Here is a 16,041-nt window from a genome sequence, read left to right as displayed (position 1 = left end):
GATGGCGGGTCGGGTCCTGAAGCGATTGCATCCGGGCATACTGCTGACGGCCACGCTGGCGATGGCGTTCGCGTATCTTTTGGCCAGCAACAACACTTTGCAGCGTATCGACTATCTCGTATACGACTACTTTCTTCGTGCCAGTGACCACCGGGCGAGTGAACTGGTCACGATCGTGGCGATCGACGACCTCAGCCTGCAGCGTCTGGGACGCTGGCCCTGGTCGCGAAGGGTGCACGCGCGCATGCTGGAGCGTTTGACAGAGGCCGGCGCGCGTGCAGTTGGCTATGACGTCTTGTTCGCCGAGCTCGAGGAAGACGATTCTGAGGCAGACCGTCTCCTGGCCGAGGCGATGCAGAGCAATGGTCGAACGGTCCTCGCGGTGGCGCCCAGTCATCCCATCGCGGGACAGTCGATCTCCGAGGTGTTGCCGATCCCGAGGCTTGCCGCTTCCGCTGCTGCGTTGGGTCATGCCGACGTCGAAGTGGATGTGGACGGTCTGTCGCGCAGCTTTTTTCTGTATGCGGGTCTGGGAACACCGCACTGGCCTGCATTCGCACTGGCGATCGCCGAGGTGGGCGGGGGCAGTGGACCGTTCTATGAACGACCGGTGTCGTCGGACGGGGAGATTCTCGGTTGGGCCCGCAGCGATCGCTATTTCGTGCCTTTCGACGCGCGGCGGGGAGCGATCCGCACGGTGTCGTTCCAGCAGGTGCTCGAAGATGACGACCTGGCCGAAACTCTGGGCGGCCAGTACGTGCTGGTCGGCGCGATTGCGGCCGGTCTCGGTGACTTTCTGGCATCGCCGGTATCGCTTGAACATCGCAGAATGCCCGGTGTGGAACTCAGCGGCCATATTCTCAGTGGCATCCTTGGTGGACGATTGGCGCGCGAGATCGATTCCACGTCTTATCGTTGGTTGAGTGCTGGTGTCGCATTGCTTTCGGTGATGCTGTTGTTGACCCCAAGCTATCGAACGGCGGTCGTACTGTTTCCGTTGTGTGTGGCGCTCGTGCTCGCGTTCACGGCATTTCTGCTGGTCGGTTGGCAGATCTGGTTTCCACCCAGTGCCGCGATTGCGCCGATCATTCTCGGGTTTCCGCTGTGGGGTGCCTGGACCCTGGTTCGCGAGATACGCATCAATCGAAATCTCGAGGTCCGGATCGAACACCAGGCGCTGCATCACGTGACCACCGATCTGCCGAACCAGTTCGTGCTCGATCAACAGCTGCGACAACTTCAGACCGGCGATCAGACGGCCGGCACGACCGCGCTGGTCATCGTGCATGTGAAATGGTCGGGGGCAGCCGGTGAGATCGTCGGTCGGCTCGACGGAGACGAATTGTTGCGCACCGTTGCCACGCGCCTCGGTCGGGTCGTACGCAGCGGGGATCTGGTGGCCCATCTGAACAGCGACGACTTCGGAATACTGTTGCGGGAAATCAATGGCGTCACAGAGGCGCTGGATGTCGCGAACAACCTCGTCGAGGCGCTGAGGGAACCGCTGCCTGCAGAGGATTCGAAAGTGTTTCTCGTGCCCCGAATCGGCCTCAGCCTGTGGCCTGAGGCCAGCGCGGATGGCAACGCGTTGTTGCGCGATGCATATATCGCGATGTTTCGCGCGAGGATCGAGCACAGCCCGGTACCGTGCGTCTTCTCCAACGAGATTGCGCGCGAGGTACACGCACGATCGCGCCTGGAACAGGCCCTGATCTATGCGATCGAGCGTCGTGAATTCGAGGTCTACTACCAGCCTCAGGTCGATGCCAGCGGAATTCACATCATCGGCCTGGAAGCGCTGTTGCGATGGCACAATCCGGAACTCGGGCTGGTATTCCCCGGCACCTTCATCCCGGTCGCCGAACACACCGGTCTGATCCAGACGATCGGCACCTGGGTGTTGCACACCGCCTGCGAGCAGACCCAGCGATGGAATGCATCTGCCGAACGCCCGATCCGCCTCGCAGTCAACCTCTCGCCGCTGCAGTTCGCCGACGAACACCTGGTAGAGCAGGTGGAGAGTGCATTGGCAGAGAGCGGCCTCGATCCCCGAATGTTGGAACTGGAGATCACCGAGAGCACCTTGATGCACAACCTGGAAGAGGCGACGTCCGCGATGCGCCGTTTGAAGCAACTCGGGATCGGCCTGGCGATCGATGACTTCGGTACGGGTTACTCTTCGCTCAGCAACCTGCAGCACTTTCCGCTCGACCGCATCAAAATCGACCAGTCGTTCACGCGCGAGATCGCCGTCAACGACGACGTTCGGGAGATCACCGCGACCATCATCAGCATGGCGAAACGGTTGAAGCTGGATGTGATCGCCGAAGGTGTGGAAACCCAGGATCAGGCCGCGATCCTCAAGCAACAGGGGTGCGACGAACTGCAGGGCTTCTATTTCAGCCAGCCGATGCCGGCGCGGGACATCACCTTTCTGCTCGGCAGTCCATCGCGCAAGGCGCGCGGTTCGGACAGGCGCGTGCCGCCGGGTGCGGACGTGCGCAATACCGGCTGAGCTGGCTTTGCGGCACGATCGGCGCCGGCGCTCGAGGACCCTCTGTCGATTATGTCTGTCGGTCATTGCCGTGCGGGGGCATTTCCCGCCCAACTGGCGACAAAAACCTTATTTTCCCCAGTAGTTAAAGATAAACCCACGTCGAACGCCACTACCCTCCAGCAGCCCAAGGGATTTGAGTTCGTTCCGGCAGATTGACGCCGCGACGTAGTTGCTCCGGCCACGGACTGGTGTTGATTACACGCGCCTGCAATCTATGCAGCGCCGGTGTTCGAAACCAAGATCGAGGGTGGAAATGAACAAGAAAGAGGCTCTCTTGCAGTTGCGCCAGGCAAAGTCGGCGCATATTCAATGGCGCTCTTACGCGCAGGCGTTGATTGTGGGCATTCCAGTCGAGCAGGCACATGTGCCGGTGATCCATACCGACTGCAAATTTGGACGCTGGTATCACGGGCCGGGCCAGGCACTCGCCTCGCTCAGTGCGTATTCGGCGATCGATACGCCGCATGAGATGCTGCATCAGATCTATATGAAGATCTTCAAGCTGTTGTTTGGTAGTGACGACCGCGGTGTTCTGCAGAAGATGTTCAAGTCCACTGCCAAGGTAAAGAAGGAACACCAGGCGGAAGCGGAAGAATTGATGGAAAAGCTGCTCGCCGTCTCGTCGACGTTGCTCGAGGCGATCAATCTGCTCGAGCAGGAAGTGAGCCAGATGACTGAGGAAGATCTGGCCGCCGTGTATTGACGGTCGGCGTCGACCGCTCCCGTCGTCCTTGATGCGCGCCGTGTTTCGCGGCGTATCGCAGTTCGCGCGTCGCTCGTGATCGGTACCACAGATTCCGTCCGCAACCCTACCGGGGCTTCCTTTGCCGCGTGCAGGCCCCGGCGGGGTTGGTCGGGGCATTGTTGAGCCCCGGGTTTCGCTGGCAGTATCCCCCATCTCCTCCAGGGCGACCGTCCTGCCGGCCGGTCGCCGCCCTGAGCGGCTCTCCGCTGTCCATAGACTATTCTGTCCCGTTTCAACGCGAACAATCAGCGGGATCCGCGTATACTCGCGAAACCGCGAAGCGGCATACGACAAGGGGGGGATATGCGGTCATTGTTGCGTGGAAAACTGGTTGCGGGCTTACTGCTGGGTGGGCTGGCGGCCACCAGCGCGCATGCCATCGACGGCGATGCGGAGCGCGGCCGCGTGAAGGCGGATACCTGCCTGGGATGTCATGCGATTCCGTCGTATTCGAATGCCTACCCCAACTATCACGTGCCGAAGGTCGGGGGGCAGAACGAGGCCTATATCATCTCGGCGCTGCTCGCATACCGCTCGGGAACACGCGCGCATGTCACAATGCAAGGCAATGCACAGAGTCTCAGTGATCAGGACATCGCGGACATCGCAGCCTACTTTTCGTCTGTCGGCAAGTGAATGGATGAGATCATGAAAGCAGCAATCTATCTCTCGTTGGTAGCTGTGGCGACGTGCGCTGGACAGGCGCAGGCGGGCGGCGATCCGCAGGCGGGCAAAGAGAAATCCGCGGTGTGTGCAGGTTGTCATGGCGCCGACGGGAACAGCGTGATCGGCGCGAACCCGCGTCTGGCAGGGCAGTACGAATCGTACCTGTTTCAGGCACTACAGCAATACAAAAGCGGCCGGCGCAAGGACATGCTGATGGGGAACATGGTTGCCAATCTCAGCAACCAGGACATGCGCGACCTGGCGGCATGGTTCTCCAGCCAGGAGACCAATGTGCTGGAGGTCCTTCCCAACGAGTGACGCCGGCCGGGAGGCCGCACGGCTGTCAGTCGACGTCGGGTTCCAAGGCGCCATAGTAACGCGCCAGCCGGGTGATCTCCTCACTGTTCAGCTTGTGCGAAACGCTTTGCATGCGGCTGAACAAGTCGTTGCTGCGGTCGGCCTGTTTGAAGGCCTGCATCGACTTTCTCAGGTACTTGCGGACCTGTCCGGTGATCACCGGCGCGACCTCGATGCGGTCGTCCTTTTCGACAATGTCCTTCTCGTGGCAGCTGTCGCAGATTTTGACAACCAACGGTGCGTCGCCGCCCACCATGGCGGGCCGCTGCTGTTGGCTGTACCAGGCCGCAATATTCACCATGTCCTGTTCTGAGAGCTTTTTCGCCACCTTCTGCATGTCTTCGTCGCTGCGAACCTCGTCTTTGAAGTCTGTGAGCTGCTTGTAGATATAGGTGGGGCGCTGACCGGCGATCGTCGGAACGTCTTCGTCGTCGCTGACTCCGGTGTCATTGTGACATTTTCGGCAGCGGTATTTTTGAGCTACCGCTTCCCCTGCGGCACTGTCCGCGGCGGCAACCAGGTCGAATTTTTCCTGGGTCCACTCGAATCCCGGCGCATCGCCCGCGTTGGAGGACTGGGCCAAGGCGGTGAGCAGTGCTGCCAGGGTAAGGGCGTGGCGCATCTCGGTGTTTCTCCTGTTTGCGAAAATTCGGTGGCCATGGTTATTGGCGATGCCGCAGCGGCCTATCAGCCATATTGTAACCGAATGCAGGCGATGCACAGTGGCTGGTCTTGCAGACCGGGAGCGCCAACGGATCTGTTGATGATGGGCAATGGATCTGCGACAGCCTCGCGGCTGTCCTGGGGGAGGGCGGTATGTCGGCGTCTGTCACGCATGCGTCGAACAGGCGCTGAGCTTCGTGGAATACGGGGACCCCAGGGATGTCCGCATGGTGGACCACCGCCTGCCGGGCGGCGATGGAACCCAGGCGATACCGCAGCTTCGTGGCCCTGCGCCGGAGGTGCGATTCATCGTGCTGACCGGTTCAACGGGCGAACAGGCAACTGCACGATTGCGCAAATCGGATATGCGTTACGTCCCGGTGTTTCACGCGCCGATCAAGAATATGGCTGGGTTACGCGGCGCGATTCGATTATATGTCGCAGGGCAACCAATCGGGTTCGCCGACTGGTGGTCGAGGATGACCCAATGACGCATTTCAATTTCGTCAGTTATCTCCCAGGCAGCGGATTTCGCGTTCCGCAGCACGATGGTGAGAGCGACGCCGAGCGACTGGAGCGGGATGCCGCAGCCTGGCGCGGTTTGCAGCAGCTTTTGCCACACGGCGAGCGCATCTTTGGCGCGTATCGAAGACCGTGTTGTAGCGGTCCTGGCCGGCCGCCGGCTGGACGAAAAACGTGCGCAACTGCTCATCGCGGCATCCCGGCCGGGGCTGTCGCGCATGGACCTGCTTCGTGCGCTGGGATTGGAAGCCGGGGGCGCCTATCCTGACGATATCTATGCCCGTTATCGAGCGGATGGAATGACGATGCCCGAGCACTTTGCGCGCTACGCACAAGATCATGGGACCTGGTTCATCAAGCTGGGCGGCGATCTGCGTTATTCGATGGCACCCGCGCTCAACGCACTGCTGGACCGCGCGTTTGAAGCTGAAGACACGTACAGGTTCTACGTCGATCTGACCGAGGCGGAAAAGATCGACAGCACCTGCCTGGGTGTCCTGGTAAGGATCGCCAACTGGTCGCGTGAACAGGACAAACCTCGGCCGATCATTGTGACCACCGAGGCAGCTGTGACCTCCACGTTGTTGGGGGTCTGTTTTGATCGCCTGTTCGAATTGCGTGGTGAACCCGTAGGTGAGGTTGGCAACCTGGCCGATCTGACAGAGCAGGGAGATGGCGCCGGGGCTTTTGCGGATCTGGTACTGGATGCGCACCGGCGCCTGTCCGAGATCGATGCGGCGAATGCCGAGGCCTTTCGCGAGGTGATCGATATTCTCGAGCGCGATATCCAGCAGCGTCGACGTATCCCTGTCAATGAACCCTGAACATCGCAGCGACGCAGAACTGCGGATTTCGTACGGGCGCAATGAAGGCAGTGTCCAGGACATCGTTCGGATGATGCAAGCGAGCCTCGACCTGCGGGCCATGACTGCGTCGGCGGGCTAAGCATTTCGCGAATTTGGCCGATATTGACGCAATGGGACGGCGTTCGTTCACGCGGTCGCGTGCGGCCCTTGCCACCGGATCGCGGGTTCGCGTGTCGAGTTGAGCGAATACGTTTCCTCGGATCGGGCTGTTAGCATTGCGCAGATGTCTTGCGGACGAAGTGGCCCGGTAGCCCGGACGATCGAGCCCTCACGGAATCTGTTTCTTGCCTGTCATGAACGGCCAGTATCGGCCACGATATAGCGACCGGAACCGCTCAGTCAGTGAGGCGGACCGTGAATCGCTGCGTGCGAGCCTGATCGATCAGGCTTTCCGGCAAAGCCGTGGTGGTATCCCAATGACCGCGATCGCGGTGCTTTCGCTTGGCGTGATCCATTGGCTGGGCACGCGCGAGCTGATAGCCCCCTGGTGGTTTGCCGCGATGACCGGTCTGTTGATGCTGCGTGCCGGATTCATCGTAAGCCATGCACGCGACGCGAACCGCTTCGGTCTGCGGATGCGCGAGCTTGTGTTTACGGTGCCACTGGTGCTCACGGCAGCGTTGTGGACCTTGGTGCCCGTCCTTACCTTTCCAGCCGCCGACGAGGTCGAAAAACTTGCAGTCATCTGCGTGCTGTCGGGAATGGCCGGCGGTGCAACGACAGTGTTGGCGCCGCTGGCATGGCCGGCCCGGTTTTACATCGTGAGTATGCTTGCACCCGCGTCGGTAATGATCTATCCAGTCTCGGTGTCGGGCCCGGTGCTATCGATGCTGGGCTTCTCGTTCCTGGCGGTGATGTTGATCAGTCACACGCAGGCGCGCACGCTGTTGATCGTTTCTCAACGCAGGCTACTCGAAAATCAAGCCCTTCTCGGCGACCTCAGGGGCCAGCAGTCGCAGCTCAGCCGACTGAATGCCGCACTGCTGGAGACTCAGAACGCCCTGTTGGACAACAACGCCCGGCTAGAGCAGGAGGTCGAAGAACGCACTGAGCGTATACGCCTCGCTTTTGCGGCGATCGAAAACACCGCGGAGGGCGTTGCAGTTTTCAATCCGGAGGGACATTTCGTCGAGGTCAACCCGGCTTTCACCGAGATCACGGGATACCCGGCGGAAGAAGTCATCGGGCAGCCATCGTCCATTCTGCGGTCGCCTCATCAGGATCACGCGTTCTATGAGGACCTCTGGACGCAGTTGCGGGACACCGGCAGGTGGGAGGGTGAGCTGTGGAGCGTGCGCCGCGATGGCAGTGAGTTTCTACAGCGCCGTACGATGGACGCCGTTCGTGACGCAGATGGGACCATTACCCATTTCGTGTCCGTGTTCAATGACATCACCGACGACTACCGAAAGGACCAGCAGTTGCTGTTCCAGGCACGACACGATGCGTTGACCGGCCTGGCGAATCGTAGCCTGTTGACGGAACGACTCGAATCCGGGATTGCCCGAGCGCGGGAAGCACAACACAGTCTCGGGCTGTTGTTTTTCGATCTTGATCACTTCAAGGCGGTCAACGACGCGTTCGGCCACCTGACCGGCGATCGGTTGCTCACTGCTGTCAGTCGCCGTTTGCTTGGTTGCCTGGGAAGCGACGCGACTCTGGCGCGCGTAGGTGGCGACGAATTCGTCGTGTTGATGGAAGACATCCGGGATCCGGCGGATTGTGCCGTACTCGCCGACCGATTGCTGGCCACGTTTCATGAGCCATTCGAGTTTCCGGAGGCCCGGATCGTCCTGCGGAGTTCGCTGGGTATCGCTGTCTTTCCGAGAGACGGCGATGCGGTGGTCGAGTTGCTCAGAAATGCCGATATGGCGCTGTACGCGGCCAAAGCGGCGGGGCGGAATACCTATGCCTATTTCGATGCCCGGCTTGCCGAGCAGGCGAGGCAGCGTCTGGACCTGGAACTGGCGCTGCGAGAAGCCATTCAGCGAAGGGAGCTGAGCCTGCACTACCAGGCCAAGGTCGGTGCGCACGACGGTCGGATACTGGGCTTCGAGGCACTGCTGCGGTGGCACAGGACCGACGGTGGCACGGTGCCGCCAGATCGCTTCATACCTGTTGCCGAGGAGTCCGGCCTGATCGGCGAAATCGGGGGATGGGTGATCGCGGAGACGTGTCGGCAGATCGCGGCGTGGGCGAGGCAGGGCAAGGGTTGGCAACGCGTGGCAGTGAACGTTTCCGCTCGACAGTTGCTTGGAGAGGATCTCGTCGAACTCATTCGTCGGGAAACCTCTTTACACGGCATCGATACCTCGTTGCTTGAGATCGAAGTGACGGAAAGCTTCATCATGAGCAATCCGAAACAGAGCCTGGCGATTCTGCGAGACCTGCGACAAATGGGGTTGACCATCGCCATCGACGATTTCGGCACGGGTTATTCGAGTCTTTCGTACTTGAGGCGCCTGCCCGCCGACGTGCTGAAAATCGATCGCAGTTTCGTTCAGGAAGCCACCAGTGACCGCAGTGTAAGGGCGATCATCGAGACGATAGTGTCGCTGAGTCGGACGCTGGGGATGAGCATCGTTGCCGAAGGGGTCGAAACCGCGGCTGAAGCAGACCTTCTCCGTAACGCCGGTTGCGACGTCCTGCAGGGTTACCTGTTCGCCAAACCGACAACCGCCGAAGAGGTCGGTCGTAGACTGCTAACGGAAGCGGCCGTGCAGGAGCGGCACGGTTGATCGTGCATCATCCGCCGAAGGTGTCGCTGCGTGACGACAAGCTGCTGAGTTCAGGCCGCAGCGACCTGGTCGCGACCGCCACGCTTCGCCCGGTAAAGCGCGTCGTCGGCGATGGCCAGCAGGTCGTCCTTGTTCATACCGTCGTGGTACAACCCGACGCCGAAGCTACAGGTACGCGTACCCGCCAGGCCGAAGTCGAATCGGGCTATCGCGTAACGAATGCGCTCTGCGAGTTCGCAGGCTCCTTGTAGTCCGGTTCCGGGGCAGATGACCAGAAATTCCTCACCGCCCCAACGACCGGCAATGTCCGTGTTTCTCACGGCGTTTTGCACGATGCCCGCCACGGCGACCAGGACCTCGTCACCGACCTGGTGACCGTAGGTATCGTTGACTTCCTTGAAGTGATCGATATCGAACAATATGACGCTCAATGCATGCTGGTAGCGTCTTGAGCGCTCGATTTCGCCTCCCAGTGCACCATCCAGCCGGAGTCGATTGCACAGTTTCGTCAGCGGATCTGTCAATGACAGCTTTTCAATGCGCTTTTTGTCGGTGATGTCCTGGCGGACCGCGACGTAACCTTTGAGTTGACCCTGCGTATCGAACTCGGGCTCGATGTGGGCATCCATCCAGCGCAGCTGGCCGTCTTTCGTCAGCATGCGAAGCTCGCCGCACCAGGTTCCTCCCCGCTTGATCGTTTTCCACAGTCCGGCGTATTCGGAGGGTGGTGTGTCTGGATGCTTCACCACGCTGTGGGGCCTTCCGATCAGTTCACTGGCATCGTATTTGGTCAACTCGCAGAAGGCACTCGATACGTAGGTGATGATGCCGTCCGGATCGGTGCGCGAGGTAAGCACGTACCTGTCGACGAGCTCGATCTGTCGCTGCAGGTCGTCTTTGGCCTCACTGAGCTCCGCGGTCCTTTCGGTGATCGCCATCTCCAATCCGAGGTGCGATTTCTTCAGTGCAGCCTGGATGCGGCGTTCGCGCGCGATCACGAAACCTGCCAGCAACAACATGGTACCGAGGATGACGATGATCGTTACGATGCCTTTCAGCTTGTTCTGGTTCGATGCGCCAAGCGTGTGTTGAGCGATCTGCGTCGTGCGTTCCTGTGCGCGCCCTATCAGCAAGCCGAGGAAATCGACCATCCGGGTCTGTCCCGGAATGACGGTGCCGTACAGCAGACGACGCGCCTGCGCCAACTGATCAGGGGTGCCGTTGAGCGCCAGTTCCACCGCATGGCGTTGGGCCGGAAGGATCTCCTTGACGATGCGCGGCTGCTCTTCGAGCAGAACCCGACGCTCAACGGCGTCCAGTGGCAGGGCCACGAGTTCGGTCCGTACCGCGGCGAAGCGGCTGGCCAGCTGGTCCAGCTGCATCCTGAGTTCGTCCTGCTGAAATGGTTCGGACGTTACGAGAATCTGTGAAGTGATGCGGGTACGGGAGCGTGCGATCTCCATCATTTCGCTGATCAGGCGCATCTTGCGGCCGTTCAGCTCGATGTCGACGAGGGTCGAATCGAGCCGGTTCAACGTATCCGTGTGGTTGATCGAGAAGAACAGCACGACATAACAAAAAATGCACAGTAGGCCACCGACCCACGGAATCAGGTTCCCGTAAGTCCGTGTGATGTGCGCGTCCTCCGAGCTGGACGCCGACGGTGACAACTCTGTTTCAGATTGCATTTCTTTTTTTCTTGGTTTTGTGCTTTTTCGGCGTTCTTCGTAGGGACTTTAGGGGCCGAATTGGATTCGCCATTGCGGTTTCCGCGGCACCACTGCAAAGGAACCGGCCATCAGTCTGCCTCCGGAAACTGGCAGCTTGTGGCCAAGGGCGCACCTGGTTCGTGGTTCACAACCGGGGTGCAGGGGGGAAGCAGGCGACTGAATATTCCCTGTTACCTTAAAGGCCACATGGGTTAGCCGATACGCATTGGGCACGGAGCGACATGGTGTCGCTCGTCGAACGCATCGGGAGCCAGGGAATGACAGACAACATCCATGCAAACCTCAGTGCAGAGAATGCCGACGCGGGGCGGGTGCTCGGGTTCAGGTTCACCGGAAACGGCTGGGAGTACTTCAAAATCTGGATCGTGAACGTCCTGCTGACGGTGCTGACGCTTGGGATCTATTCGGCATGGGCCAAAGTGCGCACCCAGCAGTATTTCTATGGAAATACGTTGCTCGACGACACCTCGTTTCGATACACCGCCAAGCCTCTCACGATTCTCAAAGGCCGTATGGTCGCGGTGGCCGGATTCGTGGTGTTTTCGCTGGCCCAGGAACTTGCGCCGATGTTGGCGCTCGCAATGCTGCTGCTGTTCATCATCGCGATGCCTGCGATCATCGTGCGGGCGATGGCCTTCAAGCTGGGCAACAGCGTCCATCGCAATGTTGCCTTCGGCTTCGTCCCAAACTACCGGCAGGCCTACGCGGTATTTCTTGCACCGACGTTGGCGTTGATCGTATTGATGGCGACCTTTGGTTTTGGAGCCGTGGCAACGACGGGCGGTAATGGGAGCGCGGCGATCGGTATCACCATCGCGATTCTGGCGTATGTTCTCGGACTGCCCTTTTTTGCCTACATTGCGGCGAAATTCTACGTAGACAACAGTCGCTACGGTGACAGCATGTTCAGCTACGCGGGCAGGGCCGGGGGGTTCTACAGAGTTTACGGCATGAGCCTGTTGCTCGGCATGGGTATTGTGATGTTGGTTGCCGCGTTGCTGGGTGCCCTGGGTAGTCAGGCGGTGACGCTGATGGCGGATCAGTCCACGACCGGAGGTGTTGCGGATCCCGGGCAGGCGATGATGTTGTTGCTCTCACAAGGGATCATACTATTGCTCTTGGTGCCTGCGTATACCGTGATCTATGCCTATTTCCAGACCCAGCGCTTCAATCTGATCTACGGCAACACCGTGTTGGCGGAGCGTTACGGCTTTCGGGCCAGGCTCACGACGGCAGGAATGACATGGCTCTATCTCAGCAATCTGCTGATCATCGTGGCAACGTTGGGCCTGGGCGTCGCCTGGGCCAAGGTGAGGTCGGCGCGGTATCATCTGGGCAATCTCGACTTTGTCGCCAGCGAGGACCTCGATGGATTCGCCGCGGCGCGGCGCAGGAATGTAAGCGCACTAGGTGACGAATTCGGCGAAGTGTTCGATCTCGAAGTCGGCATCTGATGCTCCGGGGTCGATTCCAGCGGGGAACCGACTCCAGGCAGGTCGATGCACAGCTTTGGATCGACGATGCCGGCGACGTTTCCTGCCCGGAGGCCGATATCGAGGGCGTGACATTGAGCGCGATCGATATCAGTCCGCGGATCGGCAATTCCCATCGTTATCTCAACTTTCCCGGCGGTGGCTGTTTCGAGACGAAGGACAACGACATCGTGGATCAATGGATCGACGACTTCGGGCACGCCAGTCGCTCTGGGTCCGCCGTGCACCGCCTGGAAGCGAACATCCGCTACGTCATTGCGGCGGCGCTCTTTACGATGTTGTTTGCGTACGGGTTCGTCACCTGGGGAGTTCCCTGGCTGGCGACACGAGCCGCGTATGCATTGCCTGCCGAGATCAATGAATCCCTGGGGCAGGGAACGCTCGCAATACTTGACCGGCACCTGCTCGAACCAAGCCAACTGCCGTTGGCGCGTCAACGGGAGATCGTTGATCTGTTTGCGGCAATGGCTCCCGACGGCGACGCATATAATCTGCAGATAAGATTCAGCGGTCCGATAGGGGCGAATGCCTTCGCATTGCCCGATGGAACCGTGATTCTCACCGACGGGCTGATCGCACTGGCCGACAACGACGAACAGATAGCAGCGGTGATGCTGCACGAAATCGGTCACGTGGTTGGTCGGCATGGTCTGCGCGGGGCGTTGCAGAATGTCGGACTGGCGACATTGCTGGTGCTCATCGCAGGAGATGTGTCATCCGCAAACTCCTTGCTGGTTTCGCTACCCACGGTGTTGGTCAGCACTTCGTATTCCCGCGACATGGAGACCGAGGCGGACCGGTACGCGGTAGGCGCCATGCTGGAGCGCAACATGGATGCAACCCAGTTGATCGAGATCCTGTCGAGACTGGAAACCGCCGGTGAGGAACCAAAGACTGCCGGGCGAAAGGAGACCAACTGGCTCGATTACCTATCCACGCACCCGCTCGGGAAGGAGCGGATGCAACCGCTCCGAGAGCTGATCGAATCGGGGAGAAAGCGATAGTGATCCTGGAGGCGCAGGTGTTGAAGAAGCGCCTGGCACCTAGTCGAAATCACCAAAGAAACCGTAATGATAGGCGCCCTCGATCACCCCACCGGTATAGTAACCGTTCAGTCCCCTGAACCCACCTTGTGCGTGGTAGATCCGCAAGTCAGGCCTCATCGATTTGGCCTTCTGTACGCTCGCGACCAGTTGTTCATCCGCATTGCGCACCATGACGCCGTTGAAACCCGCGGTGAGCGGGAACACATCGTTGCCGCTGTCCCCGCAGAATACGACGTCGGACTTGCTGATGCCGGTCTGCGCCGCAAGAAACTCCAAAGCGGTCTGTTTGGTCGCACTCCTCGGCAGTAGATCGAGCAGCCCGGCGCCGCTCTGCGAATCGAAGCTGTATACGAATACCTCGTCGAACCTGCCTTCAGCGCGGTCCTTGGCCAGTTGCAGGATCTCGGAACTCCGATCGTGATCCGCGTAGTAACTCTGCTTGAAAGGCCCGCAGTGCACAGCTTCCTGCTCGACGAGCCCTTCAACCCCCGCCAGTGCGTTGCGCACCGCTTGCGCGTCCCAGCGGGGGCAACTCTGCCTGACGTGTTCGACCCAGGCATTGTCGGTCGTCCAGCCGTTCGCCACGCGTCGTCGAATGGAGGTCCCGACGTCGCCGATCAAGACATCGGGGAAACGCACCCCAAAGGATTGGATCGCGTCCTCAGTCAGGTCGAGGTTGCGGCCCGTCACATAGACAAGCAACACGTCGTCGTCCTGAGTCAGCTCGTTGAACAGTGGGATGGCCCCGGGGTCTGCCGGCCAACTGCCGTTGGGCAACAGGGTCCGGTCCAGATCGGTGGCTAGGATTCTCTTGGTCATGTGTTCCTGGATGTAATCGGTCATCGGCGATGGGCGCCGACCGGATGGTTCAAGACCGATTGGTCATGAACACGCGTACCCCGTCCCCTTCGTCGATCGATACCGTGAAATCATGGCTTCCGAGATCGGCTTCGAGTTTCGCACTGGCCAGCGGGTGTGTCCAGGTGATCTCCAGTCCGTGGTCTCCGGAACCCTTGAACTGGATCTCTCCGCCGAACGCAGGCGAACGGTTTCGCAAGCGGATCAGCGCGAGTTGATCGGCTACGATCGGGCTCTCGAGGCGGCTCTCGATAGCCTGCATGCTCAGCGTCGTGCGGTTGATCTCTTTGTGGCCGGCAGTACGCCCCTGACTGGCGGCCTCGTAGTCGTTCTTTCCGGCGAACAGATCCAGATACCAGACCTGCGGGACGCCTGGCATGAACAACTGGATCGCACGTGCGAGTAGCAGTTTTCTCTCATCCTCTCCCAGAGCGCTGAAAAAGGTTGCATTCACCTGGTAGTAATCGATCTTCTTTCCATCCGCCCCGTAAAGGTTCTTGGTCAAACCTCCGCGTTGGATGATCCGCTCAACCGTCCCGTCAATCTCGGCATCGTTCAGCAGGCCAGGTCGGTGCGTACCATTCAGCTGTTTGCCGCGGAGATCGAGTACCGGTATGCCGTCGTGGCATCCCAGCATGTTGATCGTTTGGAACCCTTTCTCGCGTACCTCGGTGATCCAGCGCAAAAGCCCCTCGTTACGGCCGCGATCGAGCGCATCGATCACCAGGCCAGGAAAGAAAAAGTCGTAGAACGGGTATCCCTCGGCCGCAATTTCTTCATGTATCCCGGCACCGAATTCTGCGTGGATCTCTGGAAAGATCGTGAGGCCGTATTTTTTGGCTATGCCACGCAAACGATGCAGGTAGTCCCAGGTGCCGGGGCGATTGAAGAAATTGGGTTCTCCCGGAGCTTTGTGCAGATAAGCGAACGCGTCCAGACGAATGATGCGTGCGCCAAATCCGCTGAGCTTGTCGAGCGTGGCATCGTAGAAATCCCAGACGAGTTCCGATTTCGCATTGAGATCCATCTGCCCCAGATAGTCGCGCTTGCTGCATATCGCTCCGATGATCTTGTCTTGAAGATCGGGAAAGTGCACGAGATCAGAGCTTTCGAGATAACCTTTTTCCGCGATCGCAATCTTCACGTGATTGACGATGGTTTCCGCCAGCATAGGCTCAAGGCCGTCTATGCCTGCGAAGTCGCTCAGGGTAATCTCGTCGAAGTCCACCTTCTGATAGAAGGTATTCCAATAGGTCTTCAATGCGCCGCTTGGGAATCGTACCTTGAGGATCGGCAACCCGGGTTTGCGCATGAACAGCTTCTCGAGGTGTTCCGGGTGCGGGTCGACATAACCGTCCGGGCGCTCGGTGCCATGTCCGCGCCAGAACTCGTCCCAGTCGATGAAAAAGTCGCGATATGCGGAGTTCTCGCCGTGTGCCAGCAGATCTCTGAACTGAGGCGATCGTACCGACAGGTGATTGAGCACGAGGTCGAGTTTGATACCGATCCCCAGGTCGTCCAGTTGTCGCAGGTCCTCCGGAGTGACCAACTCCTCATTGATGTCGTAATCGATGACTGAGAAGCCGCGATCGAGGTCGCTATGGAAAAATGTCGGCAGGATGTAGAAAAGCGAGAAAGCGCCTTCGAATTCGGGTCTTCGGAGCAGTGCCACCGTGTCCGCGAGTCTTGTCCCGATGCTGTCGGGGTAGGCGTTCAGCATCACTCCGTTCGGTAGCGATTGCACTTCAGGGACGCGTGCTTTCGTCATGAAAGTACCTTTCGGATTGTTTTCTACATCGT

The 16,041-nt window shown here is 59.6% G+C and carries 13 protein-coding genes; 8 read left to right on the top strand and 5 right to left on the bottom strand.

What is annotated here, in order from left to right; translation table 11 throughout:
• Nucleotide 1: 1 nt before the first annotated feature.
• The 4 genes from H6955_19520 (at nucleotide 2) to H6955_19505 (ending at nucleotide 4,286) form a co-directional block, all read left to right on the top strand.
• A complete protein-coding gene (locus H6955_19520; GenBank protein MCP5315757.1) occupies nucleotides 2–2,515 on the top strand; it encodes an EAL domain-containing protein in 2,514 nt (837 codons plus the stop codon).
• A gap of 295 nt (nucleotides 2,516–2,810) precedes the next feature.
• Complete coding sequence (locus tag H6955_19515) at nucleotides 2,811–3,260, top strand: CZB domain-containing protein (GenBank protein MCP5315756.1); 450 nt, start codon at nucleotides 2,811–2,813, stop codon at nucleotides 3,258–3,260.
• 345 nt (nucleotides 3,261–3,605) lie between these two features.
• On the top strand, nucleotides 3,606–3,938 hold the full coding sequence (locus tag H6955_19510) for a cytochrome c (GenBank protein ID MCP5315755.1): 333 nt from the start codon (nucleotides 3,606–3,608) through the stop codon (nucleotides 3,936–3,938).
• Between the two features lie 12 nt (nucleotides 3,939–3,950).
• On the top strand, nucleotides 3,951–4,286 hold the full coding sequence (locus tag H6955_19505; protein ID MCP5315754.1) for a cytochrome c: 336 nt from the start codon (nucleotides 3,951–3,953) through the stop codon (nucleotides 4,284–4,286).
• A 25-nt stretch (nucleotides 4,287–4,311) separates the two neighbouring features.
• Here the strand turns inward: H6955_19505 and H6955_19500 are convergent, their stop codons facing one another.
• Nucleotides 4,312–5,046, bottom strand: coding sequence for a c-type cytochrome (locus H6955_19500; GenBank protein MCP5315753.1), 735 nt, complete (start codon nucleotides 5,044–5,046; stop codon nucleotides 4,312–4,314).
• A gap of 327 nt (nucleotides 5,047–5,373) precedes the next feature.
• On the bottom strand, nucleotides 5,374–5,730 hold the full coding sequence (locus tag H6955_19495; GenBank protein MCP5315752.1) for a hypothetical protein: 357 nt from the start codon (nucleotides 5,728–5,730) through the stop codon (nucleotides 5,374–5,376).
• On the opposite strand from H6955_19495, the gene H6955_19490 reads away from it, so the two are divergent.
• Complete coding sequence (locus H6955_19490; protein ID MCP5315751.1) at nucleotides 5,729–6,334, top strand: STAS domain-containing protein; 606 nt, start codon at nucleotides 5,729–5,731, stop codon at nucleotides 6,332–6,334. The two genes, H6955_19495 and H6955_19490, sit on opposite strands and share 2 nt — an antisense overlap.
• A gap of 458 nt (nucleotides 6,335–6,792) precedes the next feature.
• Entirely contained in the window at nucleotides 6,793–9,114 is a 2,322-nt protein-coding gene (locus tag H6955_19485; GenBank protein MCP5315750.1) for an EAL domain-containing protein, read from the top strand.
• A gap of 50 nt (nucleotides 9,115–9,164) precedes the next feature.
• Here the strand turns inward: H6955_19485 and H6955_19480 are convergent, their stop codons facing one another.
• The gene (locus H6955_19480) at nucleotides 9,165–10,802 is read right to left on the bottom strand and encodes a diguanylate cyclase (protein ID MCP5315749.1); all 1,638 of its coding nucleotides are present in this window, start codon (nucleotides 10,800–10,802) and stop codon (nucleotides 9,165–9,167) included.
• A gap of 299 nt (nucleotides 10,803–11,101) precedes the next feature.
• Between H6955_19480 and H6955_19475 the strand changes: the two genes are divergently transcribed.
• Together H6955_19475 and H6955_19470 are read left to right on the top strand one after the other, a co-directional pair.
• Nucleotides 11,102–12,298 carry a DUF898 domain-containing protein gene (locus tag H6955_19475; GenBank protein ID MCP5315748.1) on the top strand — a complete coding sequence of 399 codons (1,197 nt, stop codon included), beginning with the start codon at nucleotides 11,102–11,104 and terminating at the stop codon, nucleotides 12,296–12,298.
• Nucleotides 12,298–13,341: a M48 family metallopeptidase gene (locus H6955_19470; protein ID MCP5315747.1), complete on the top strand. Its 1,044-nt coding sequence runs from the start codon at nucleotides 12,298–12,300 to the stop codon at nucleotides 13,339–13,341. Before H6955_19475 ends, H6955_19470 begins: the two co-directional genes overlap by 1 nt.
• A 39-nt stretch (nucleotides 13,342–13,380) precedes the next feature.
• On the opposite strand, the gene H6955_19465 is transcribed toward H6955_19470, so the two are convergent.
• Entirely contained in the window at nucleotides 13,381–14,202 is an 822-nt protein-coding gene (locus tag H6955_19465) for an HAD-IIB family hydrolase (protein MCP5315746.1), read from the bottom strand.
• Between the two features lie 49 nt (nucleotides 14,203–14,251).
• A complete protein-coding gene (locus tag H6955_19460; GenBank protein MCP5315745.1) occupies nucleotides 14,252–16,009 on the bottom strand; it encodes a glycosidase in 1,758 nt (585 codons plus the stop codon).
• Nucleotides 16,010–16,041 lie beyond the last annotated feature (32 nt).

Source organism: Chromatiaceae bacterium (genome assembly GCA_024235395.1).
Lineage (GTDB): Bacteria > Pseudomonadota > Gammaproteobacteria > Chromatiales > Chromatiaceae > Thiosocius.
The sequence above is the reverse complement of the archived record's forward strand: the minus strand, read 5'-3'. Positions and strand labels throughout refer to the sequence as shown.

Excerpts from the sequence above, each read along its gene's own strand:
- H6955_19520 (MCP5315757.1), top strand. The coding sequence starts at position 2 with ATGGCGGGTCGGGTCCTGAAGCGATTGCATCCGGGCATACTGCTGACG.
- H6955_19460 (MCP5315745.1), bottom strand. The coding sequence starts at position 16,009 with ATGACGAAAGCACGCGTCCCTGAAGTGCAATCGCTACCGAACGGAGTG.
- H6955_19510 (MCP5315755.1), top strand. The coding sequence starts at position 3,606 with ATGCGGTCATTGTTGCGTGGAAAACTGGTTGCGGGCTTACTGCTGGGT.
- H6955_19515 (MCP5315756.1), top strand. The coding sequence starts at position 2,811 with ATGAACAAGAAAGAGGCTCTCTTGCAGTTGCGCCAGGCAAAGTCGGCG.
- H6955_19475 (MCP5315748.1), top strand. The coding sequence starts at position 11,102 with ATGACAGACAACATCCATGCAAACCTCAGTGCAGAGAATGCCGACGCG.
- H6955_19485 (MCP5315750.1), top strand. The coding sequence starts at position 6,793 with ATGACCGCGATCGCGGTGCTTTCGCTTGGCGTGATCCATTGGCTGGGC.
- H6955_19490 (MCP5315751.1), top strand. The coding sequence starts at position 5,729 with ATGGACCTGCTTCGTGCGCTGGGATTGGAAGCCGGGGGCGCCTATCCT.
- H6955_19505 (MCP5315754.1), top strand. The coding sequence starts at position 3,951 with ATGAAAGCAGCAATCTATCTCTCGTTGGTAGCTGTGGCGACGTGCGCT.
- H6955_19495 (MCP5315752.1), bottom strand. The coding sequence starts at position 5,730 with ATGCGCGACAGCCCCGGCCGGGATGCCGCGATGAGCAGTTGCGCACGT.
- H6955_19470 (MCP5315747.1), top strand. The coding sequence starts at position 12,298 with ATGCTCCGGGGTCGATTCCAGCGGGGAACCGACTCCAGGCAGGTCGAT.
- H6955_19480 (MCP5315749.1), bottom strand. The coding sequence starts at position 10,802 with ATGCAATCTGAAACAGAGTTGTCACCGTCGGCGTCCAGCTCGGAGGAC.
- H6955_19465 (MCP5315746.1), bottom strand. The coding sequence starts at position 14,202 with ATGACCAAGAGAATCCTAGCCACCGATCTGGACCGGACCCTGTTGCCC.